The following is a 21,634-nucleotide window of genomic DNA, read 5'->3' as shown; positions in this document are numbered from 1 at the left end:
CTCAGGCCGGAAAGCGGATCGGTGACGCGTCGTGCCACGCCAGCGTCAGGGCGCTGCCGATGGCTGGCGGCTCCGCGACGCCGAGATCGACCTCGACGACACTGCCCTCCGGCAACTGCACGCGTCCTTCGAAGTGGGGGCCACGGAACGTCATCGCGATCAGCACGCCCGACAAGCGCCCCCCCGGATCCTGGCGCAGGCCACCGGGACGCAGCAGCACGTCGCCGTCGCCGCCCGCCTGCAGGGCGGAGGCCGGCACCAGCGTGCCGCGGCCGATGAAGGCGGCGACGGCGCGATGCGCGGGCCGCCGGTAGAGGCGTTCGGGACGGTCCCATTGCAGCAGCCGGCCTTCCGCCATCACGCCGACGCGGTCGGCCATGGCGAAGGCCTCGGCCTGGTCGTGGGTGACGAACAGCGACGTCGTCTCCGCCGCCTTCAACAGGGTGCGCAGGTCGCCGGCCAACCGCGCGCGGGTCAGCACGTCGAGGCTGGACAACGGCTCATCCAGCAACAGCAACGATGGGCGCGGCGCCAGTGCGCGCGCCAGTGCGACGCGCTGCTGCTGTCCGCCCGAAAGCTCGTGAGGATAGCTGCGCATGGCGTTTTCCAGCCCGACGAGTTCCAGCAACTCGCGGATCCGGGCCTCGCGCGCCTTCGATGCCAGCGCACGGATGCCGAAGCCGATGTTGCCGGCGACATCGAGATGCGGGAACAGCGCGAAGTCCTGGAACATCATGCCCACGCGCCGCTGTTCGGGCGCCAATGCAGTGCCCCGCCCCGCAAGCGCGATGCCGTGGAGCACGATGCGCCCTGCGGCGACCGGCTCGAAACCGGCGATGGCGCGCAACGCCGTGGTCTTGCCGCAACCGGAGGCGCCCAGCAGCGCACCGACTTCGCCACGCGGCAGCGCCAGCGACAGGTCCTGCACGACCGCCCGCCACCCATCCGGCGTGGGATATCCGACCCGCACGCCTTCCAGTACGAGCCATGCGTCCTGCGTCATGCCGGGTGCCTCCCCATGCGATGGCCGGCACGCGCCAGCAGCACGACCGGCAGCAGGCCGGCCACCACGATCAGCAGCGCCGCGATGGCGCCTTCTTCATAGGCGCCGCGCGCCGCGTCCGCGTACAGCCAGGTCGCCAGCGTGTCGACGCCCAGCGGCCGCAGCAGCAGCGTCGCGGGCAGTTCTTTCATCACGTCGACGAACACCAGCAACGCGGCGGCGGCCAACGCCGGCCGCAGCAGCGGAAGATGCACACCGCGCAGCGTCGCGGCCGGCGTCCTGCCCAGGCTGCGCGCGGCCTCGTCCAGCGAAGGCGCGATCCGCTCCATGCCCGCCTCCAGATTGCCGATGGCGATGGTCAGGAACCGCAGCGTGTAGGCGATGACCAGCGCCGCCATCGATCCCATCAGCCACAGTTGCGGCGGAACGCCGGAGAACGCCAGCAGCGCCGACAGACCGGCATCGAAGGCACCCAGCGGCGCCAGCAGGCCCAGCGCCAGCACCGTACCGGGAATCGCATAGCCGAGGTTGGCGCTGCGCAGGCTGACAGTTTCCACGAGCGACCGACGCCGCGCGCGCGCAAGCCGCAACGCCCACACCACCCCCAGCGCCGCGGCCAGAGTGAGCACGGTGGCGGTCACGGCCACCGTCAACGTGTTCCACAGGCTGTCCAGCAGTTGCGGCGACAGGCCCGACTGTCGCCAGCGCTGCCAACCGCTCACGACCAGGTGCGCGAACGGCAGCACAAACCCGATCGTCACCGGCAGCAGCGTCGCCATTAGCGCGGCGAAAGCCATGACGCCATGCAGCCGCGCAGGCTGCATCGGCTGCGGACGACGCGCCGTCGCGTAGCGCTGTCGCCGCCGTCCGTGGCGCTCCAGCGCGATCAGCGCGAGCACCAATACCAGCATGCCGAGCGCGATCTGCGCCGCGCCGGCGAGATCACCGCGCGAGATCCAAGTGGTGTAGACGGACACCGTCAGCGTCTGCACCCCCAGGAATTCGGACGCGCCGATGTCGTTGAGCGTCTCCAGCAGCGCCAGCACCACGCCGACGGCGATCGCGGGGCGTGCCAGCGGCAGCGCCACCCGGCGGAACAGCGCCGATGCCGGCGTGCCCAGCGAACGCGCGGCATCCAGCAGTCCGCTCGCCTGCGTCATGAACATCGCGCGCGTGGTGAGATAGACATACGGATACAGCACGAAGCCGAGCAGCACGATGCAGCCCGCCAGCGAGCGCGCGTCGGGCAGGCGCAGATCGCGCGGATCGTCGATCCCGAGCACCGTCCGCAAGCCGCCATGCAGCGGCCCCAGCGGATGCAGCAGGTCGAGATAGACGTAGGCCACGATGTAGGTGGGCACGGCCAGCGGCAGCAACAGCGCCCACGCCATCGTGCTGCGCCCGGGAAACTCGAAGGCGGTGACCAGCCACGCCGTGCCGGTTCCGACGACGCCGACGATGGCGCCGACACCCGCCAGCAGCACCAGCGTATTCACGCCCGCTTGCGGCAGTACGTGGCGCGCGAGGTGCGCCCAGGTACCACCGCTGCCTTGCGCGGCTTCCGCCACCAGCGCGATCAGCGGCATGATGGCGACCAGTCCGATGCCGGCCGCAGCGATGCGCCATCCTCCCGGCAGGCGACGGACCATCCTCATCGCCGGGCTGTCAGTGGTCGAAGCCCACGCGGTCGACCAGTTCGCTGGCCTTCTTGCGCTGCGCCACGATCTGCCGCAACGGCAGGGGGTCGCTGGTCAGCTCGCCGAAGCTGGCGACGACCGGATCGAGTTCCACGCCCGCCTTCACCGGATACTCGTAGTTGGCCTTTGCGTACAGGCTCTGCGCATCATCCGACACTAGGTACTCCAGCAGCTTCACCGCGTTGTCGCGGTTCGGCGAGAACTTCGCCACCGACGCGCCGCTGATGTTGACATGGGTGCCGCTGGGCTGCGCCGACGCGAACACCGGACGCACCACCTGGATCGCATCGCCCCACTGGCGCTGCTCGGAGCCCTCTTCGCTGTTCTTCATGCGGCCGACGTAGTAGGCGTTGGCGATACCGATGTCGCAGATGCCGCCGAGGATGTCGCGGGCGACTTCGCGATCGCCCCCGGCGGCCTTGCGCGCCAGATTGTCCTTCACACCACGCAGCCATTGCTCGGTGGCGGGCTCGCCGGCATGCGCGATCATCGCCGCGATCAGGCTGACGTTGTAGGGATGCTGGCCGGACCGGATGCAGACCCTGCCCTTCCACTCGGGCCTGGCCAGGTCTTCGTAGGCGAAGCCGGCCAACGACAGGTCCTTGCGCGCATACAGCACGCGGTCGCGCAGCGACAGCGCGAACCACTGGCCATCCGCCGCGCGCAGGTGCGCGGGGATCGCGGCGTCGAGCACTCCGGACGCGACGGGTTGCGTCAGTCCGCCATCGACGAGTTCCAGCAGGTTGCCGCTGTCGACCGTCATCAGCACGTCGGCCGGCGAACGTGCGCCCTCGGCGCGCAGCCGTTCCGGCAGGCCGTCGCGGACGAACACCGTGTTGACCTTCGTGCCGGTCTGAGCGGTGAACGCATCGAGCAGCGGCTGCACCAGCGCGGGCTCGCGCGTGGTGTAGAGGTTCACTTCGCCACCGCCCGCCTTCGCAGGCGTTCCTGCGGCAGGATCCGCGGCGGTCGTTTGCGGCTTGCACGCGGCGAGTGCGAGCAACAGGCTGCCGGTGACGGCGAATTTGCAGACAAGCGCCTTCAAGGACGCAGGAACGTAGTGCGCAACAGGACGCATGGATGACTCCTCGTGAGTGGCTGGAGGGCTCTGGCGTGGCCGTGCGCCGGCTGGAGCAGCGACAGCGATACTAAGCGCTGGACAGGAACGAATGCCACCGCGCGACGCCCTGCTTCGGTGCAAGACATCGCGGAAGTCGACGACGCGTGCGCCGGCCGCGCATCAACATGAACAACGGATTCAGCTAAACGCATCGAGAGGAAAAGCAGGTCGCAATGCGCATGCGATGATCCAGGCCCCTCCGCTTCATCCGACCTGCATGGAATGGTTATCCGACCCGACGATCTGGATGGGTCTGGCAACACTGGTGGTGCTCGAGATCATCCTCGGCATCGACAACCTCGTCTTCATCGCCATCCTGGCGGACAAGCTTCCTCCCCATCAGCGCGACAAGGCGCGCCTGATCGGCCTGAGCCTGGCGCTGCTGATGCGGCTCGGCCTGCTGGCGACGCTCTCGTGGATCATGCGGCTCACCGCGCCGCTCTTCTCCGTTTTCGACCATGCCTTTTCCGGACGCGACCTCATCCTGCTGGTCGGCGGCCTGTTCCTGTTGTTCAAGGCCACCATGGAGCTGCACGAGCGCCTTGAAGGCCGTGCTCACGAGGCCGGCGGCAGCAAGGTCTACGCCAGTTTCGGCGTGGTCGTGACGCAGATCGTCATCCTCGACGCGGTGTTTTCGCTGGACTCGGTCATCACCGCGGTCGGCATGGTCGACCAGCTCGGCGTGATGTTCGCCGCCGTGATCATCGCGATGGCCGTGATGATGCTGGCCAGCAAGCCGCTCACGGCGTTTGTCAACCGCCACCCGACCGTGGTCGTGCTGTGCCTGGGCTTCCTGCTGATGATCGGCTTCAGCCTGGTGGCCGAGGGCCTGGGCTTCAAGATTCCGAAGGGCTATCTGTACGCGGCCATCGTGTTCTCGATCCTGATCGAGGCGTTCAACCAGTGGTCGCGCTTCAATCGCGAGAAGCATGCGCAACGGCTGCCGTTCCGGCAGCGCACCGCCAATGCGGTGATGAGCCTGCTGGGCTCGCGCCCGTCCACCGACGCCAGCGACGGCACGCCGGACACGGAGGCGCAGCAGGAACCCGGGCTGGAGGCGGTCGAGCACGACATGATCCGCAGCGTACTGACGCTGGCGGACCGCTCGGTGGCCAGCGTGATGACCGTGCGCACCGACATCCAGTGGATCGACCTCAGGAAAGGGACCGATCACGTCGCGCAGCAACTGACGCAGTCGCCGCACACCCGCCTGCTGGTGGGCGACGGCGAACTGGACAACCTGCAGGGCGTCGTGCAGAGCCGCGACCTGCTGGCCGGCGTGCTGGCCGGCAAGCCGCTCGTCCTGACGGACTACCTGCGCGAACCACTGACGCTGCCCGAAGGCACGACGGCATTGCGCGCCCTCGAACGCATCAAGCAGCACGCCATCCCGCTGGCCGTCGTCGTGGATGAGTACGGCAGCGTCGAGGGCGTCGTCACTCCCAACGACCTGCTCGCCGCGATCGCCGGCGACCTGGCGGATACGCGCGATGCGGACTACGGCGCGGAGCAGACCGATGCCGGCTGGATCGTCGACGCCTCGATGTCGATGGAAGACGTGGAGCGCGCCACCGGCATCGCGCTCGAGCGCAATCCGGCCTACGTCAGCCTGTCCGGCCTGTTCCTGCATGCGCTGGAACGCCTGCCCGACGTCGGCGATACCGTCCGCTCCGGCGACTGGCGCATCGACGCGCTGACGCTGGAGCGCCGCCGCGTCGGCAAGGCGCGGATCACACCGGCGGACGACGACTGACGCGAGGGCGGCAGGCGCGCCAAGGCGAAACGTGTGGACGGAGGCTAGCCAGGCGGCTGGATCGCCGGTGCATGCCGCGCCAGCAGTTCCACGATCCAGTCGATGAACACCCGCAATTTGCGGCTGACGTGCCGACTCGGAGGGAAGGCGAGGTACATCGGCATGGGAGCGATCTGCCAGTCGTCGAACAGGCGCACCAGTTCGCCCCGCGCCAGCGGTCCGCGCGCCATGTACATCGGCAGCCACATCGCGCCCAGACCCGCCAATCCCGCGGCGAGATAGGCATTTCCGTCATCGACCGACAGCACATGGCGCCCCTGCACGCGCACGTCCTCGTCGCCGCGTCGCATCGACGACATCAGCGGATTGCCGGTGCGGGAACTGCGATAACCCACGATCCGATGACCTGCATCCTCCAGCGCCGACGGATGCGCCGGCACGCCCGCGCGCGCCAGATAGGCGGGCGCCGCATACACGCCCAAGGGCAGGTCGGCCACATGGCGCGCGCGCAGGGAAACATCGGTGAGCTCGCCCCCGCGCAGCACGCAGTCCACGTTCTCGTCGATCAGGTCGACCTTGCGATCACTGGCACCCAGATCGAGCTGGATGTCCGGATAGCGGGCATGGAATTCCGGCAACGCCGGTACCAGCACCAGGCTCGCCAGCGGCGCGGGCACGTCCACGCGCAACCGGCCTCGCGGCGACGCCGATGCGGCCGACAGGCTGGTTTCGGCATCGTCCAGGTCGGCGAGCAGGCGCACGACGCGCTCGTAGTAGGCCGCGCCATCGGCGGTGACGTTGACCTTGCGCGTCGTGCGGTGGAGCAGCTTCACCCGCAGATGCGCCTCGAGGTGCTGCACCAGCTGCGTCACCCGCGTCCGGCTGGCCTGCATCGTATCGGCCGCCTTGGTGAAGCTGCCGGTCTCGACTACGCGGACGAAGGCCTGCATCGCGTCGATACGGTCCATGCGGACTCCAGCAACAGGCGGAATTGTTTCGATTCTACAAACAGTGTTCCCGGGATAGGCCGGTTTTTCCCGCCTGCCGCGCTGCCTAGAGTGATCGCCATGCCGCGGACCGCCGGTCCGCACACCCCCCATGACAGGAGCACTCCCATGACATCCCGCGATGCCATTTTCCCCGCCGGCCGGCAGGATCTCTACGCCATGCACGCCTACTCCGCGGCGATCCGCTCGGGCGACCTGCTGTTCGTTTCCGGACAGGTCGGCAGCCGCCAGGACGGTTCGCCCGAGCCGGACTTCGAAACGCAGGTACGCCTCGCCTTCGACAACCTCCAGACGACCCTGAAGGCCGGCGGCTGCGGACTGGACGACATCGTCGACGTGACCACGTTCCATACCGATCCCGAGCGCCAGTTCGACACGATCATGAAGGTCAAGGGCGACGTCTTCCCGACCGCGCCCTACCCCAACTGGACCGCGGTCGGGGTGACCTGGCTTGCGGGCTTCGATTTCGAGATCAAGGTGATCGCGCGTATTCCGGCGTGAACGCGTGGCAGGTGCGGGGACCCGTCGACAGGCGACGATCCGTCCGGGGCGCGGCACGCCCGTCCCTTCATCGGGCCTGGTAGAAGTCCATGGGAACGAGCTCGACGGCCCAGCCGCCTTCTTCCCCCAGCGTGGCAGCCGGATGCAGGGACGCGATGCGCAGCGCCTCGTCGTGGCTGTCCGCCTCGATGATGAACAGCCCGCCCACCACCTCCTTCGACTCGGTGTAAGGGCCATCGCTGATCTGCGTCTTGCCGTGGTGCGGGCGGAGCGTTCGCCAACCGTCCAGGTCGCCGAGCGACGCGGAGACCAGGACCTTGCCGGTGGCACGCATCTTTTCGTCCAGCGCAGGGCACTGGCTCACCAGTGCCTCGACATCCTCCGGACTCATCGCGGCGAACTTCTCGGGGGTGAAGTAGGCGAGGCCAAGGTATTTCATTGGAATTCCTTCAGACGGTGATGAACCGACGACGAAGCAGGCGACCGGGAATCGACATGCGCCGGCATGGAGCCGCAACCCGAGGTGGCTCGCTACTCGCGAGGGGTATACAGCGAGACGGCGGCGATACCGATGCCGAATGCCAGCAGCGCAACGCCGTACCCTTGCACGGTCCGCTTGCCGGCTTCCTCGACATGCATGCGCCGCGGGAAAAGCCCGGCGCGGCTGGGCGAGTTCGGGTGCACCATCACGCGCGGTTCGGCGGTGACGAACACCAGCGTGCCGGCGCTGGCGAACACCACGGCCAGGAACAGACCCAGTGCGCTCGGTTTGAGCCGCCTCATGAAAACCGCCATCCGCAGGATCGCCGGACGCGGGGACGGCGCGATGCGGCCGTCATCCGCCTCACATCGTATGCGTCGGCTTCTCGCCGTTGAGGCTACCGGCCAGCATCGTCTCGATGCGGTTCTTGATGGCTTCGCCCTCGCCGTTCTCGGCGAACTGCACGCCGATGCCGGCCGCGCGATTGCCCTGTGCACCGACCGGCGTCACCCATACGACCTTGCCGGCCACCGGCAGGCGGTCGCTGGATTCGGGCAAGGTCAGCAGCAGGAACACCTCGTCGCCCAGGAAGTAGCGCTTGGGCGTGGGCACGAAGATGCCGCCGCCCTTCACGAACGGCATGTAGGCGTTGTACAGCGCGGCCTTGTCCTTCACTGCCAGCGACAGGATGCCCTGCCGTCCACCTGCTGCATTCATCGACGTCTCCGTGTTTCGGTCAGCGTCGCGCCCCGACAGCGCGCCCGCGATCGCCACCGGCCCAGGCCAGCAGCAGTTCCACCATGGCCAGGTCGCCGCGCACCGTGGTCCTCAACAGGTCTCGGGTGCGGTTGGCGGCGTCGAACCAGGCGGCCAGCTTGTTCAATCGGGCCGGATCGGTCAAGCCGACGGTGCCCGCCTGTGCCAGCGCGAGGTCGGCCGCGTGCCGCAGCCGCGCATCGGCCAGTTCGTCGTTGGCCCAGCGCTGCGCGGTCTCGACCACGCCGACCTCGCCTTTCTCCAGTCGCTGCAGGTCGCGTGCGACGGCCTCGCGCAGTGCCAGGCCGTCGTTGCGCAGCCAGTCGTCGGCCAGGCCCGGATGGCCGCGCGCAGCGTCCAGCGCGCGCGTCGCGTCGGCCGCGGCATGGCCCTGTGTATGCAGCCAGGCCAGCGCTTCGTCGCGCGGCGGCAGGCGGAACTCGATGCGCTGGCAGCGGCTGCGAATGGTGGCCGGCAGGCGCGCGGGCTGCGCGCTGACCAGCCACAGGTAACGGTTCGGCGCAGGTTCTTCCAGCGTCTTCAGCAACGCATTGCAGGCCGACCGGTTGATGGCATCGGCCGGATCGATCAGCGCCACCTGCGCACCGCCGTACTGCGGCGTGAGCGCCAGCTTCTGCGACACCTCGCGGATCTGGTCGATGACGATCTCGGTGCGCAGCTTGCTGCCGTCCTTGGTCGCGACGAACGAGACGACCTGCAGGTCCGGATGCGTGCCCGCATCGATCAGCCGCGCGCTGCGGTCGTCCGGCGTGGGTTCGCCCTGCGCATCGCGCTGCTGCGCCAGCACGCGGCGCGCCAGCCTGTCGAGCACCGCGCGCTTGCCGAGACCGGCGGGACCGCACACCAGCAGGCCGTGGCCGAGGCGACCCGAGTCCAGTGCCGCGACGGCCTGGTCGTAGGCGCGCTGCTGCCAGGGCAAGAACACGGTCGTCATGCCAGGTCGCTGTCGGTCAGCGTACGCAGGTAGGCGCCGATGGCCGCATCGACGTCGGCACCGACGCCCGCTGGCGGCTGGGCGGCATCGATCACGCGGAAGCGCTTTGGCTCGGCGGCGGCACGCGCGCGGAAGCCGGCACGCACGCGCTCGAAGAAATCGTCCTGTTCGCTCTCGATGCGATCGGGCCACAGGTCGCGACCGGCGGTACGCGCGCGGCCTTCGCGCACGTCCAGATCGAGCAGCAGGGTCAGGCCGGGCTTCAGCCCGACCGCGCGGCATTCCAGCGCGGCGATCCACTCCGGATCGAGTCCGCGGCCGGCGCCCTGGTAGGCGTAGCTCGAATCGGTGAAGCGGTCGCTGATGACGAAGGCGCCGCGCCGCAGCGCCGGACGCACCACTTCGCGCACGTGCTGCGCACGCGACGCGAACATCAGCAGCAGTTCGGCCTCGGCGGCAAGCGGCTCGTCCTGCGCACCGAGCAGCAGTTCGCGGATGCGCTCGGCCAGCGGGGTACCGCCGGGTTCGCGCGTCAGCACCACGTCATGGCCGGCGGCCTGCAGGCGGTCGCGGATGGCCGCGATGGCGCTGGTCTTGCCGGCGCCCTCGCCGCCTTCCAGCGTGATCAGCCGCGGCTGCGACAGCAGGGCCGCGCTCATGGCGCTTCCGCCTTGCGCAGCGTCTCGCGGCGCGTGACCAGATAGCGGGCGACCGCGGCGTTGTGCTCGGCCAGCGTGGCCGAGAAGATGTGGCGCCCACTGCCGTCGCCGACCGCGACGAAAAACAGCGTGTCACCCTGCGCCGGATTCACCGCGGCCTTCAGCGCATCCGCGCCGGGCATCGCGATGGGGGTCGGGGTCAGGCCCCGGCGCGTATAGGTGTTGTACGGCGTGTCGGTCAGCAGGTCGCGCTTGCGGATGTTGCCGTCGTAGCTGCTGCCGATGCCGTAGATGACGGTGGGATCGGTCTGCAGCGGCATGCCGAGCTTCAGCCGGCGCGCGAATACGCCCGCGATGGCCGGTCGCTCCTCGGCGATGCCGGTCTCCTTCTCGATGATCGACGCAAGGATCAACGCTTCTTCCGCCGACTGCAGCGGGACATCCTGCGCACGCGCCCGCCATACGCCGTCGAGCGTCTTCTCCATCGCGGCGTACGCGCGCTTGAGCACGTCCAGGTCGGTTTCGCTGCGCGTGTAGACGTAGGTCTCGGGCAGGAAGCGGCCCTCGGGATGCTGCCCGGCGTGGCCGAGCGCCGCCATCAGCTCGACATCGCTCAGGTCCGCGGTCTTCTGCTGCAGCGGCGTGGCGTTGCGCAGCGCGGCGCGCAGCTGGCGGATGTTCCAGCCTTCGACGATGGTGAAACGGTACTGCAGCGTGCGGCCCTCGCGCATGCGCTTGAGCAGTTCGCGGGGCGTGAGGGTCGGTTCCAGCGCGTACTCGCCGACCTTGAGCTGGCTGGCGGTATCGGTCTCGCGGGCGAGCAGCCGCCATTGCAGATCGGTCCCCGAGGACACCCCTTCCGCGCGCAACTTGCGCAACACGGTGGGGAACGCATCGCCGGACGCGACCTCGACCGTCGCATCGGCCGATACGCCGCCGATGGGCGCGTCCGCGAACCCGCGGTGGCCCTGCCACAGCCAGAACGCCGCTCCCGCCGCCAGGACCAACAGCAGGACGAAGGTGATGACGATGAAGCGGCAACCGCGCTTGAGTGCTGACGCCACGCGATCCTCGGTGTCTGAAGCAGGCCGTGCAGGATACCCGGTCGCCGTCTCAGGCTGTAGGCGCAGGAGACGGAAGCCCCGGCATCAGCCTTCCAGGGCGCGCAGCACGCCGCGAGCCTTGGCCCGGGTCTCGTCCAGTTCCCTGTCCGGGATCGAGTCGGCGACGATACCTGCACCGGTGCGGAACCGGGCCACGCTGCCCGTGCCGTCGGCGACGATTTCGGCACTGCGGATCAGGATGTTCAGGTCGAGATCGCCGTCGCGGTTCAGCCAGCCGAAGGCGCCGGTGTAGGCGCCGCGCGGCACCTGTTCAAGCTCGGCGATGATCTGCATGCAGCGCACCTTGGGGCAGCCGGTGATGGTGCCGCCGGGGAACGTGGCGCGGATGACCTCACCCGGTGTCGCGTCGCTGCGCAGGTGCCCGCGCACGTTGCTGACGATGTGGTGCACGTGCGCGTAACTCTCGACGGTCATCAGTTCGTCGACCTGCACGCTGCCGGGCGTGCAGACGCGGCCCAGGTCGTTGCGTTCCAGGTCGATCAGCATGACGTGCTCGGCGCGCTCCTTCGGATGGCCGACCAGCTCGCGGATGCGCGCCGCATCGTCGTCGCCTTCGAAGCGCGGGCGCGTGCCGGCGATGGGCCGGGTCTCCACGACCTCGCCACGCACCGACACCAGGCGTTCCGGCGAAGAGCTGACCACCGTCCAGTCCGGCGTGGCGAACAGGCCTGCGAACGGCGCGGGGTTGGCGGTGCGCAGGCGCGCGTACAACGCAGCGGGATCCAGCGGTGCGTCGAAATGCGCACGCCACGCCCGCGACAGATTCACCTGGAAGATGTCGCCTGCATGCAGGTAGTCGAGGATTCGATTGACGCCGTCGGTGAAGCGCTGCGGGTCGTCCTCGTCGATGCGGGCCGGTGGTTGCCAGGCCGGCAACGGCGGCAACGGCGCCGCCCGCGCGACATCGTCCAGGATGCGCGCGATCAGATCGCCCTGCCCCGCCTCCGCCACGATCACGCGATCGCCGGTGCTGCGATCGCGCAGCACGGTAGCGGGACAGCGCAGCGCAAGCGCGACGGGTGGTGCCGCCGGCGCCTGCGGCAGCCGCAGCACCGGTTCCACCTGTTGCGCCAGTTCGTACGCCAGCAGCAACGCCCAGCCACCGCGGAATGGCCAGCGCGGCTCTTCGCGCGGGATGCGCTGCGCCTGCCAGTGGCGGTCGAGCACGGCGAGGAAATCGCCGGCTTCCACGCCCCCTTGCAGATCCCGCGTGATGCCGTCGGCCTCGAGCCGCAGGCCGGTGCCGTCGGCCACCAGCAGGAAGTCCCAGCGTCCCTGCGCGGTGCCGGACGCGACCGACTCCAGCAGCACCGGATAGCGTTGCGGATCCAGGCGGTGCAGGGACAGCAGGTCGGTGTCGGACGGGAGCGCGCGGGTTTCGATCATGGACTCGTCATCCCGGCGTTGGCCGGGACCCGGTGACGTGCTGTGCAGATGAAGCGTAAGACGCTGGGCCCCGGCCTGCGCCGGGGCGACGTCGGTGCTGACCTCGGCCGATCAGATCCGCTTGAACACCAGCGTGCCGTTGGTGCCGCCGAAGCCGAAACCGTTGGAAACGGCGACGTCGATCTTCTTCTCGCGCGCCGTGTTCGGCACGTAGTCGAGGTCGCAGCCTTCGCCGGGCTCGTCCAGGTTGATGGTCGGCGGGATGATGCCGTGATGGATGGCCAGCACGGAGAAGATCGCTTCCGCACCACCCGCCGCCCCCAGCAGATGCCCGGTCATCGACTTGGTGGAGCTGACCATGATCTTGTATGCGTGGTCGCCCAGCGCGCGTTTCATCGCCAGCGTCTCGGCCAGGTCGCCCAGCGGCGTCGACGTGCCGTGGGCGTTGAGGTACTCGACCTGGTCCGGATTCAGGCCGGCGTCCTTCAAGGCCGACAGCATGCAACGCGCCGGGCCTTCGCCGTTCTCGCTCGGCGCGGTCATGTGGAACGCGTCCTGCGAGGCGCCGAAACCGGCCAGTTCGCAATAGATGCGCGCGCCACGTGCCTTGGCGTGCCCGTACTCCTCCAGCACCAGGATGCCGGCGCCGTCGCCCAGCACGAAACCGTCGCGGTCCTTGTCCCACGGACGCGAGGCGCGCGCGGGATCGTCGTTGCGGGTGGACATCGCCTTCATCGCGCAGAAGCCACCGACCGACGTCGGCGACGAGCCGCGCTCGGCGCCGCCGGCGATCATCACGTCGGCGTCGCCGTACTGGATGGTGCGCATGGCGATGCCGATCGAATGGTTGGACGTGGCGCAGGCCGAGACCGCCGAATAACCGGGACCCTTCAGCCCCTTCATGATGCTCAGGTGACCCGGCAGCATGTTGATGATGGTGCTGGGGATGTAGAACGGGGAAATCTTGCGCGGGCCGCCTTCGTGCAGCTTCACCGCAGTCTCCTCGATGCCGAGGATGCCGCCGATGCCGGCACCGATGATCGCGCCGATGCGCTCGGCATTGGCCTCGGTCACGTCCAGACTGGCGTCGTCCATCGCCATCAGCGATGCGGCCAGCCCGTAGTGGATGAACGAGTCCATCTTCTTCACGTCCTTCGGCGACACGAAGGCCGTGGGATCGAAGCCGCGGATCTCGCCCGCGATCTTCGTGCTGTAGCCCTCGGTATCGAAGGTGGTGATCGGGCCCAGGCCCGAACGCCCGTTGACGATGCCGTCCCAACTGGTGGCCATGTCATTGCCCAGGGGGGACACCAGGCCCATGCCGGTGATGACGACGCGACGACGCTGGCTCATATCGGATTCCTCTTGGATCTTGACGGCCGTATCCCGCACTTCGCGGGCGGATGGGGCCGGATACGCGCGGGGCCGCATGCGCGGCCCCGACACGGTTTGCTGCAACGGCCGGACTTACGCCTTGACGTGCGCCTTGACGTAGTCGATGGCCTGCTGCACCGAAGTGATCTTCTCGGCTTCCTCGTCCGGAATCTCGCACTCGAACTCTTCTTCCAGCGCCATCACCAGTTCAACGGTGTCCAGCGAGTCGGCGCCCAGGTCATCGACGAACGATGCGCTGGTGGTGACTTCCTCTTCCTTAACGCCGAGTTGTTCGACGACGATTTTCTTGACGCGTTCTTCGATGCTGCTCATGGATTCGCTCCAGACGGAGATGGGTGACGTGTTGGATTCTGCCGACGCGGGGCGAGGGCAAACCGGGGATAGTGTAGTGGAAACCGGCGGCGGGGGGCAGGTATCGCCAAACGCCACCGAATCAACCACTTACAGCTAATTCTTACGGCATGTACATGCCGCCGTTGACGTGCAGGGTCTCACCGGTGATGTAGCCGGCCGCAGGACCCGCGAGGAACACGACCGCGTTCGCGATGTCGGCCGGTTCGCCCAGGCGACCCAATGCGATCTGGCCGGCGAGCGCTGTCTTGGTTTCTTCCGGCAAGTCCTTGGTCATGTCGGTGGCGATGAAACCGGGCGCGACCACGTTGACAGTCACGCCGCGGCTGCCGATCTCCTTCGCCAGCGACTTGGAGAACGCGATGATGCCGGCCTTGGCCGCGGCATAGTTGGCCTGCCCGGCGTTGCCGGTCACGCCGATCACCGACGCGATGTTGATGATGCGGCCCTTGCGCGCCTTCATCATGCCGCGCATCACTGCCTTGGACGTGCGATAGACGCTGGTGAGGTTGGTGTCGAGGATCGCCTGCCAGTCCTCGTCCTTCATCCGCATCAGCAGGTTGTCGCGGGTGATGCCGGCGTTGTTGACGAGGATCGAGATGCCGCCGAACTCCTTGGCGATGCCGTCGATCAGCGCATCAACCGCACCGGCGTCGGTGACGTTCAGCTCACGACCATGACCGCCCGCCTCGGCGAGTCGCTCGCCGATGGCCTGCGCGCCCGACGCGCTGGTCGCGGTGCCGATGACGGTCGCGCCCTGCGCGGCCAGCGCGTCCGCGATGGCCGCGCCGATGCCACGGCTGGCGCCGGTGACCAGTGCGATTTCACCCTGCAGGGGCTTGCTCATGATGGAGATCCTCGGGGAGGGTCCGCGCGATCGCGACGGACAGGATAAGGGAACGCGTGCGAGCGCGTATCAGGACGGCCAGTCGGCGAGCGCGCCCTGGAAATCGCCGACCCCGCCGATGGCGCGCGCATCCAGGCCCTTGTCGATGCGCTTCACCAGACCGGCCAGTACCTTGCCGGGGCCGCACTCGGCGATGCGCACGGCGCCATTCGATGCCAGCAGTTGCACGCACTCGGTCCAGCGCACCGGCAGATACAGCTGGCGCACCAACGCATCCCGGATCGCATCGATGCCGGCGTGCACGTTCGCATCGACGTTCTGCACGACCGGCAGCGACGGCGCATGCCAGTGCAGGCCCGCCATCACCTCGGCGAGACGGTTGGCCGCTTCGCGCATCAGCGGCGTGTGCGATGGCACGCTGACCGCCAGTTTGACCACCTTGCGGATGCCACGCTCGGTAAGCATCGCGATCGCGCGATCGACGGCTTCGGTATCGCCACCGATCACGATCTGCCCGGGAGAGTTGTAGTTGGCCGGCACGACGACCTTGCTGTCGGACGCCTGCGTGCAGACCTCGGCCACCAGCGCATCTTCGGCGCCGAGCACCGCCGCCATCGCGCCGACACCCGCGGGCGCGGCGTCCTGCATCAGCTGGCCGCGCAGGCGGACCAGGTGCGCGCCGTCCTTCAACGACAATGCGCCGGCAGCGACCAGCGCCGTGTACTCGCCCAGACTGTGGCCGGCCAGCTGCGACGGCTGCGCACCGCCCTGCTGCTGCCACGCCCGCCACACGGCGATGCCGGCCGCGAGCAGCGCCGGCTGCGTGTATTCGGTCCGGTTGAGCATTTCCTCGGGACCACCCTGCGACAGCGCCCACAGGTCGACGCCGGCACCGTCGGAGGCTTCGGCGAACGTCTCGCGCACGACCGGATGCAGGTCGGACAGTTCGGCCAGCATGCCGACCGACTGCGAGCCCTGTCCCGGGAAGACGAAAGCGAGTTGCGTGGAAGTCACTGCGGCACCCTGCGTGAAATCAGGCGGCGATGATACGGGCGAACCCTTCGGATTGTCTGTACCGGGGCGTATGCGCAGCCGTGCATGCGTACGTGCATTGCATCGTCGCCGTCGCAGACGAGCGCTGGCGGAAACGAAGAAGGCGATGCTTCACAGCATCGCCTTCCGGAGATGGTGCGCGCGTGCGGATCAGTAGCGCAGCAACACGGAGCCCCACGTGAAACCACCGCCGAACGCTTCGAGCAGCAGCAGTTGGCCACGTTCAACGCGACCGGAACGCACTGCCGTATCCAGCGCCAGCGGCACCGAGCCGGACGAGGTGTTGCCGTGCTTGTCGACGGTGACGATGACCTGGTCCATCGACATGTCCAGACGCTTGGCGGTGGCTTCGATGATGCGCAGGTTGGCCTGGTGCGGAATCAGCCAGTCCAGGTCGTGCTTGTCGAGGCCATTGGCATCGAGCGTTTCGTCGACGACGCTGTCCAGCGCCTTGACGGCGTACTTGAAGACGTCGTTGCCCTTCATCTCGATGCGGATGCCGTTGTTGGGCTCGTCCGCCTTGAACCCGGCCGACACGCCGACCGGGTTCCACAGCAGTTCCTTCTTGCTGCCGTCGGCATGCAGATGGGTGCTGAGGATGCCGGTCTCGCTGTCGGCCTTCAGGACCGCCGCACCCGCGCCATCGCCGAACAGCACGCAGGTGGTGCGCTCGGTCCAGTCGACGATGCGGCTGAGCGTCTCGGTGCCGATGACGAGGGCCGTCCTGGCGTCGCCGCAGCGGATGAACTTCTCCGCCACGCTCAACGCATAGATGAAGCCCGAGCACGCGGCATTGACGTCCAGCGCCGCGCAGCCGGCCGCGCCGAGGCGCGCCTGGATCAGGCAGGCCGTGGACGGAAAGATCAGGTCGGGCGTGGTGGTGCCGACGACGATGAGGTCGATCTCGGACGCATCGACGCCGGCAGCCTCGAGCGCGCGCAACGCGGCCTGGTAGCCCAGGTCGCCGGCGGTTTCGCCTTCGGCGGCGATGTGGCGTTCGCGGATGCCGGTGCGGGACTGGATCCACTCGTCGCTGGTATCGACCAGCTTCGAAAGGTCCTCGTTGGTCAGCACCTTTTCCGGCAGATAGCTGCCCGTCCCGGCGATGCGCGCGTAAATGCGCCCCTTGTTACCCGGCTCGCTCATGCACGCTCCCATTGCCGGCCCGACGACGGGCCCTGGTTGTCATCGATCATGCGGAAAGCGCGCCCGTTGCGAGGGCGCGCCGCACGGATCAATCTTCCTCGACCGCCGAGGTCTTGGTGGCGATGACCTTCTTGCCGCGGTAGTAACCGTCGGCGGTCACGTGGTGGCGCAGGTGGATCTCGCCCGTGGTCGGGTCGGTCGACAGCTGCTTGGCGGTCAGCGCGTCGTGCGAACGACGCTGGCCACGACGGGACGGGGTGACGCGGGATTTCTGCACAGCCATGGGATTGCTCCAGCTCTTGTATCTGTTGGTGAACCTTGCGGTTCGTGTTGCCAGACCGCGGTAGCGGCTAGTTCTTCTTCAGCGAGGCCAGCGCCGCGAACGGACTGGTCTTCGCCACTTCTTCTTCGTCCGCGGCCCACTCGCTTTCGATGGCCTCGGACGCGGGATCCACCGGCACCACCGGCACGGCGAGGACCAGTTCGTCCTCCACCAGGTCGGCGGGGCGCAGCATGCCGTCTTCCGGCACCAGCAGGGCTTCGTAGCCGGGCGGCAGCGCGGACTCCTCGTCCTCGCTGCGCACCAGCCCCAGCCGCTGCTCCACCGTCACCGGCAACACGAACCGCTGCAGGCTGCGCTGGCATACCAGCGGCAGTCCGGCCTCGATCCGCAGCGCGATGTAAGGCACCCGCAGCGCGTCGTGATCGAACTCGATCGCGTAACGCACGTCGCCTTCGGTATCGACAAGAAGGCCCTGCAAACGCGTCATCGAGGACAACGGCAGCCGGCCTTCAAAACTGCGCCGGGTCGCGACCATGCGCCAAGCATCCAACATCTCGGGCGTATTCGCGGACATAAGCCGCTGAATGCTAAGGATCAAATGCCGACCTGTCAAACCACCCCGGGCGGCAAGGATGGCTTGCCGCCGGCCCTGCCGGCGGGCAGACTCCCCCGCCCCGTCCTGCCGGTGCCGTCCCCCATGCCATTGATGCTCGCCTCCACGTCCCGCTACCGGCGAGAACTGCTGGAGCGACTGCGCCTGCCGCTCCATATCGCGCGTCCCGAGGTGGACGAGACGCCCCAGGAGGGGGAATCCGTGCCGGCCATGGCGGTCCGGCTGGCCCGCGCCAAGGCCGGGGCCATCGCCCGCCAGCACCCGGGGGCCTGGGTCATCGGCTCGGACCAGGCCGCCGAGCTGGACGGACAGCCCTTGGGCAAGCCCGGCCATCGCGAGGCCGCCATCGCCCAGCTGACGGCCATGTCGGGCCGTCAGGTGCGCTTCCATACGGCCGTCTGCCTGGTCCGCGACGAGGAAACCCTGCAGGCCCAGGATGTCACCACCGTCAGCTTCCGCGCGCTTTCCACCGCCGAGATCGAGCGCTATGTGGACGCCGAGCAGCCTTTCGACTGCGCCGGCAGCTTCAAATCGGAAGGGCTGGGGATCGCCCTGTTCGACGCGATCGAATCGTCGGACCCCACCGCGCTGGTCGGCCTGCCGTTGATCGCGGTGTCCCGGATGCTGCGCGAGGCCGGCTTCGACCTGCCCTGAGCCGTAGCGTCACCGAATCTCGACCGGCTGCTCGGCCCAGGTTTCGACGCTGCCGTCGCCGCCGGTCACCCGCAGGCCCAGCCAGTGCCGTCCCGCAGGCACAGCGCCGACGTCGACCTCGGCCGTGAACTGGACACGCGGCATGCGCGGATCACGTGAAGCCCCCTTCAGGAAGCCCCTCAGCCATTCGTTGGCGCCGGCCTCCTTGGCGATGGCAACGACACGGCCATCGAGCAGCACCTCCACTTTCTCCACGCCCACGACATCCTTCACCGCCCAGCCGCCGACGTCGAAACGGCGCTCCACGCGGGCGCCCGCTTCGGGCACGTCGATGTTGGCGATGGCCGGCGTGACGCATTCGCCCTGCACGCGCGCTGCAGGCAAGGCGAACAACAGGAACCTGCGCGCACCGTGATCGATGTTCACCACGCGCGCCGGCGGCAACGGGCCGACGACCCGGCACAACTGCTGATAGTGGGCGAGCAGCGCGCTGAACTTCACGTCGGTCGCACCGACGACGAGCAGCACGGGCCCATCGCGTGGACCGTCGTGCTGCAACCCCCACAACTGGAGCTGCGGCGCGCGCCCATGTTTGCGGTTCAGCGGATGGTCGAGCACCGGAATGTCCGCGTCGCCGAGGGCGAAACCCAGCGCTGCACCCGTCTTGAAATTGTCCGCCACCAGCGCGGTTCCTTCCGGCAAGGTCGCGCGCATCGCCCGCACTTCCCGGGCCAATACGTCCCAGCCCGCGAAATTCTCCGGGTAGTACTTGCCGCCGGCGACCTGCGCCCGCGTTCCCGGCAGCGAGACCGCGACGTAGTACCCCAGCATCAGGATCGCGCCGAGCGCGGCGACGCCCCACGTTGCGCGTCGGCGTGTCGATGACCATTCCCGCAGGAGCAGTGGCACCACGACGAGCAGGGCCAGATAGCCCGGCAACGGCCAGTGGAAGCTGACGCGCTCGTTGTCGGCGAAGAAACCAAGGACGAAGAAGCCCAACGTCGACACGGCTCCCAGCAGCGCGAAATAACGCCACGCCGTGACGGGCTGTCCCGTGCCCCGGATGCCGCGCACGCAGACCACCAGCATGGCCCAGAACAGCAGCGGTGTCGCCATCGCCGCCTGCACCAGCACGAAGCGGAACCCATCGCCATGGAAGCGCCAGGGATGCCGGTCCAGCAACTGGAAGCGCAGGCCGGCATCGGCATATTCCAGATTCCACGCCAGCAACGGCGCCCACGCCAGGATGCCCACGGCCAATGCGACCCACACGCGTGCGTCGCGCAGCACCTTGCGGCCTTCGGGCAACCAGAGCATCGCCAGCAAGCCGACGCCGATCACGCCGATGAAACGGTAGTGACTGAGCGCACCGAGCATCAAGCCCAGCGCCAGTTCGGTCGCGGACATGGCATCGACCTCGCGCAGCAGGCGCGCACCGGCATCCGCGCACAGCACGGTGGCCAGCGCCATCGGCACGTCCGGCAACGCGAGCAGGCCCAGCGTGCCCGACAGCGGCATCAACACGACCAGCAGCGCCGCTTGCCAGCCCACCGTCGCGCCGAACCAGTGCGCCGCGCTCCGCGCGACCAGCCAGGGCAGCAGCGCCGCCATCAGCAGGAACGGCGCCCGCACCGCGAGCACATGGTGTCCTCCCAGCTCGGTGCCCAGCCGCGTCAGCCATGCGGTCAGTCCCGGCAGGTCGGAATAGGCGGCGGCGAGATGCCGCCCTTCCTGCCAATAAAAGGCTTCGTCCACGAACAATGGAAGGCGTGCGGCGACCGCGATCTTGACCACCGTCACGATTGCCCATACGGCAAGGAACCATCGTCGCGCGCGTCGTTCTTCGTCCATCTCGCTACACTGCCCTCAACCCACGATCGGAAACCGAGAGCGCGATGTCCGCCATCCCCAGCACCCGCCCTATGCTATCCGAAGGCCTGGCCGACGCCCTCACCCGCGCGCAGGCGCAAGTGAATTCGCTGGTGCTCGGCAAGTCGCGCGAAGTGCAGCTCGCCTTCGTCGCCCTGCTCTCCGACGGACACCTGCTAATCGAGGATCTGCCGGGCCTGGGCAAGACAACCCTGGCGCATGCGCTGGCCGCCACGCTCGGACTGGGGTTCCAGCGCGTGCAGTTCACGTCCGATCTGCTGCCCGCCGACGTGCTGGGCGTGTCGGTCTACGATGCGCAGGCACGGGCCTTCACCTTCCATCCCGGACCGGTCTTCACCAACGTGCTGCTCGCGGATGAGATCAACCGTGCGCCGCCGCGCACGCAGAGCGCGCTGCTGGAAGCGATGGCCGAGCACCAGGTCACGCTGGACGGCGTCACCCACGCGCTGCCGCAACCGTTCTTCGTGATCGCCACGCAGAACCCCGTCGATCTTTCCGGCACGTATCCGCTACCCGACTCGCAACTGGACCGCTTCCTGCTGCGCCTGGCGCTGGGCTACCCCAGTGCCGAATCCGAACGGGAACTGCTGGCCGGCAGTGATCGCCGCATGATGATCGCGCAGGCGATGCCCCTGCTGTCGACCGACGATGTACTCGCGCTGCGCGAGGCGGTGAACGGCATCCATGCCAGCGATGCGTTGATCGACTACGTGCAGGCACTGCTCACGCGCAGCCGCCAGCATCCCGGCGTGCGCGTCGGGCTGTCGCCGCGCGCAGGCATCGCCCTGCTGCGCGCGGCGCGCGCTTACGCGCTGCTGCTGGGCCGTCGGCATGTGCTGCCGGAAGACGTGCAGGCCCTGTTCGCCGCCGTCGCCGCGCACCGCCTGGTGCCGGAAGCGGAGGCCGCGTCGGCGCCTGCGCTGGCCAACGCGATCCTGCGTGCGGTACCGGTGGATTGAG

The 21,634-nt window shown here is 68.5% G+C and carries 23 protein-coding genes; 4 read left to right on the top strand and 19 right to left on the bottom strand.

Going from position 1 to position 21,634, the window contains the following annotated elements; translation table 11 throughout:
• Nucleotide 1 precedes the first annotated feature (1 nt).
• Genes AC1Q5B_RS10405 through AC1Q5B_RS10395 form a run of 3 tightly spaced genes read right to left on the bottom strand, consistent with a single transcriptional unit; the run spans nucleotide 2 to nucleotide 3,778 of the window.
• Nucleotides 2–1,003 carry an ABC transporter ATP-binding protein gene (locus tag AC1Q5B_RS10405; RefSeq protein WP_492631590.1) on the bottom strand — a complete coding sequence of 334 codons (1,002 nt, stop codon included), beginning with the start codon at nucleotides 1,001–1,003 and terminating at the stop codon, nucleotides 2–4.
• Nucleotides 1,000–2,652 (bottom strand): ABC transporter permease, encoded by a 1,653-nt coding sequence (locus AC1Q5B_RS10400; protein WP_492631589.1) that lies wholly within the window; start codon nucleotides 2,650–2,652, stop codon nucleotides 1,000–1,002. Before AC1Q5B_RS10400 ends, AC1Q5B_RS10405 begins: the two co-directional genes overlap by 4 nt.
• Nucleotides 2,653–2,668: 16 nt before the next feature.
• Nucleotides 2,669–3,778 (bottom strand): Fe(3+) ABC transporter substrate-binding protein, encoded by a 1,110-nt coding sequence (locus AC1Q5B_RS10395; protein ID WP_492631588.1) that lies wholly within the window; start codon nucleotides 3,776–3,778, stop codon nucleotides 2,669–2,671.
• A 259-nt stretch (nucleotides 3,779–4,037) separates the two neighbouring features.
• Here AC1Q5B_RS10395 and AC1Q5B_RS10390 point away from each other — a divergent pair, with 259 nt between their 5' ends.
• Entirely contained in the window at nucleotides 4,038–5,573 is a 1,536-nt protein-coding gene (locus AC1Q5B_RS10390; RefSeq protein ID WP_492631587.1) for a TerC family protein, read from the top strand.
• A 44-nt stretch (nucleotides 5,574–5,617) separates the two neighbouring features.
• Here AC1Q5B_RS10390 and AC1Q5B_RS10385 read toward each other — a convergent pair whose 3' ends face one another.
• Nucleotides 5,618–6,541 (bottom strand): LysR family transcriptional regulator, encoded by a 924-nt coding sequence (locus AC1Q5B_RS10385; protein ID WP_492631586.1) that lies wholly within the window; start codon nucleotides 6,539–6,541, stop codon nucleotides 5,618–5,620.
• Between the two features lie 147 nt (nucleotides 6,542–6,688).
• On the opposite strand from AC1Q5B_RS10385, the gene AC1Q5B_RS10380 reads away from it, so the two are divergent.
• Nucleotides 6,689–7,081: a RidA family protein gene (locus AC1Q5B_RS10380; RefSeq protein WP_492631585.1), complete on the top strand. Its 393-nt coding sequence runs from the start codon at nucleotides 6,689–6,691 to the stop codon at nucleotides 7,079–7,081.
• 67 nt (nucleotides 7,082–7,148) lie between these two features.
• Here the strand turns inward: AC1Q5B_RS10380 and AC1Q5B_RS10375 are convergent, their stop codons facing one another.
• The 14 genes from AC1Q5B_RS10375 to AC1Q5B_RS10310 all read right to left on the bottom strand — a co-directional run bounded on the left by AC1Q5B_RS10375 (nucleotide 7,149) and on the right by AC1Q5B_RS10310 (nucleotide 18,091).
• Nucleotides 7,149–7,520, bottom strand: a complete 372-nt coding sequence (locus AC1Q5B_RS10375; protein WP_492631584.1) for a YciI family protein — start codon at nucleotides 7,518–7,520, stop codon at nucleotides 7,149–7,151.
• Between the two features lie 92 nt (nucleotides 7,521–7,612).
• Entirely contained in the window at nucleotides 7,613–7,864 is a 252-nt protein-coding gene (locus tag AC1Q5B_RS10370) for a hypothetical protein (RefSeq protein WP_492631583.1), read from the bottom strand.
• Between the two features lie 61 nt (nucleotides 7,865–7,925).
• A complete protein-coding gene (locus AC1Q5B_RS10365; protein ID WP_192271587.1) occupies nucleotides 7,926–8,279 on the bottom strand; it encodes a PilZ domain-containing protein in 354 nt (117 codons plus the stop codon).
• 19 nt (nucleotides 8,280–8,298) lie between these two features.
• On the bottom strand, nucleotides 8,299–9,273 hold the full coding sequence (locus AC1Q5B_RS10360; RefSeq protein WP_492631582.1) for a DNA polymerase III subunit delta': 975 nt from the start codon (nucleotides 9,271–9,273) through the stop codon (nucleotides 8,299–8,301).
• Nucleotides 9,270–9,932 carry a dTMP kinase gene (tmk, locus tag AC1Q5B_RS10355; RefSeq protein ID WP_492631581.1) on the bottom strand — a complete coding sequence of 221 codons (663 nt, stop codon included), beginning with the start codon at nucleotides 9,930–9,932 and terminating at the stop codon, nucleotides 9,270–9,272. Before tmk ends, AC1Q5B_RS10360 begins: the two co-directional genes overlap by 4 nt.
• Nucleotides 9,929–10,996 (bottom strand): endolytic transglycosylase MltG, encoded by a 1,068-nt coding sequence (mltG, locus tag AC1Q5B_RS10350; RefSeq protein WP_492631580.1) that lies wholly within the window; start codon nucleotides 10,994–10,996, stop codon nucleotides 9,929–9,931. The genes tmk and mltG overlap by 4 nt, the downstream gene beginning before the upstream one ends.
• Nucleotides 10,997–11,080: 84 nt before the next feature.
• Nucleotides 11,081–12,442: an aminodeoxychorismate synthase component I gene (locus AC1Q5B_RS10345; protein WP_492631579.1), complete on the bottom strand. Its 1,362-nt coding sequence runs from the start codon at nucleotides 12,440–12,442 to the stop codon at nucleotides 11,081–11,083.
• A 111-nt stretch (nucleotides 12,443–12,553) separates the two neighbouring features.
• Complete coding sequence (fabF, locus tag AC1Q5B_RS10340; RefSeq protein WP_492631578.1) at nucleotides 12,554–13,795, bottom strand: beta-ketoacyl-ACP synthase II; 1,242 nt, start codon at nucleotides 13,793–13,795, stop codon at nucleotides 12,554–12,556.
• A 114-nt stretch (nucleotides 13,796–13,909) separates the two neighbouring features.
• On the bottom strand, nucleotides 13,910–14,149 hold the full coding sequence (gene acpP, locus AC1Q5B_RS10335; RefSeq protein WP_014161144.1) for an acyl carrier protein: 240 nt from the start codon (nucleotides 14,147–14,149) through the stop codon (nucleotides 13,910–13,912).
• A 142-nt stretch (nucleotides 14,150–14,291) separates the two neighbouring features.
• Nucleotides 14,292–15,035, bottom strand: coding sequence for a 3-oxoacyl-ACP reductase FabG (gene fabG / locus AC1Q5B_RS10330; protein WP_492631577.1), 744 nt, complete (start codon nucleotides 15,033–15,035; stop codon nucleotides 14,292–14,294).
• A gap of 69 nt (nucleotides 15,036–15,104) precedes the next feature.
• Entirely contained in the window at nucleotides 15,105–16,049 is a 945-nt protein-coding gene (gene fabD, locus AC1Q5B_RS10325) for an ACP S-malonyltransferase (RefSeq protein ID WP_492631576.1), read from the bottom strand.
• A 189-nt stretch (nucleotides 16,050–16,238) separates the two neighbouring features.
• Nucleotides 16,239–17,234: a beta-ketoacyl-ACP synthase III gene (locus AC1Q5B_RS10320; RefSeq protein ID WP_492631575.1), complete on the bottom strand. Its 996-nt coding sequence runs from the start codon at nucleotides 17,232–17,234 to the stop codon at nucleotides 16,239–16,241.
• Between the two features lie 88 nt (nucleotides 17,235–17,322).
• Nucleotides 17,323–17,517, bottom strand: a complete 195-nt coding sequence (gene rpmF / locus AC1Q5B_RS10315) for a 50S ribosomal protein L32 (RefSeq protein ID WP_162336389.1) — start codon at nucleotides 17,515–17,517, stop codon at nucleotides 17,323–17,325.
• 67 nt (nucleotides 17,518–17,584) lie between these two features.
• Nucleotides 17,585–18,091, bottom strand: coding sequence for a YceD family protein (locus AC1Q5B_RS10310; protein WP_492631574.1), 507 nt, complete (start codon nucleotides 18,089–18,091; stop codon nucleotides 17,585–17,587).
• 123 nt (nucleotides 18,092–18,214) lie between these two features.
• On the opposite strand from AC1Q5B_RS10310, the gene AC1Q5B_RS10305 reads away from it, so the two are divergent.
• A complete protein-coding gene (locus tag AC1Q5B_RS10305) occupies nucleotides 18,215–18,784 on the top strand; it encodes a Maf family protein (RefSeq protein ID WP_492631573.1) in 570 nt (189 codons plus the stop codon).
• Between the two features lie 9 nt (nucleotides 18,785–18,793).
• On the opposite strand, the gene AC1Q5B_RS10300 is transcribed toward AC1Q5B_RS10305, so the two are convergent.
• Nucleotides 18,794–20,635: an ArnT family glycosyltransferase gene (locus AC1Q5B_RS10300; RefSeq protein ID WP_492631572.1), complete on the bottom strand. Its 1,842-nt coding sequence runs from the start codon at nucleotides 20,633–20,635 to the stop codon at nucleotides 18,794–18,796.
• A 44-nt stretch (nucleotides 20,636–20,679) separates the two neighbouring features.
• Here AC1Q5B_RS10300 and AC1Q5B_RS10295 point away from each other — a divergent pair, with 44 nt between their 5' ends.
• Complete coding sequence (locus AC1Q5B_RS10295; protein WP_492631571.1) at nucleotides 20,680–21,633, top strand: AAA family ATPase; 954 nt, start codon at nucleotides 20,680–20,682, stop codon at nucleotides 21,631–21,633.
• The last annotated feature ends 1 nt before the right edge of the window (nucleotide 21,634 follow it).

This window comes from Pseudoxanthomonas sp. GW835-FHT14C01 (assembly GCF_058793715.1).
The sequence above is the reverse complement of the archived record's forward strand: the minus strand, read 5'-3'. Positions and strand labels throughout refer to the sequence as shown.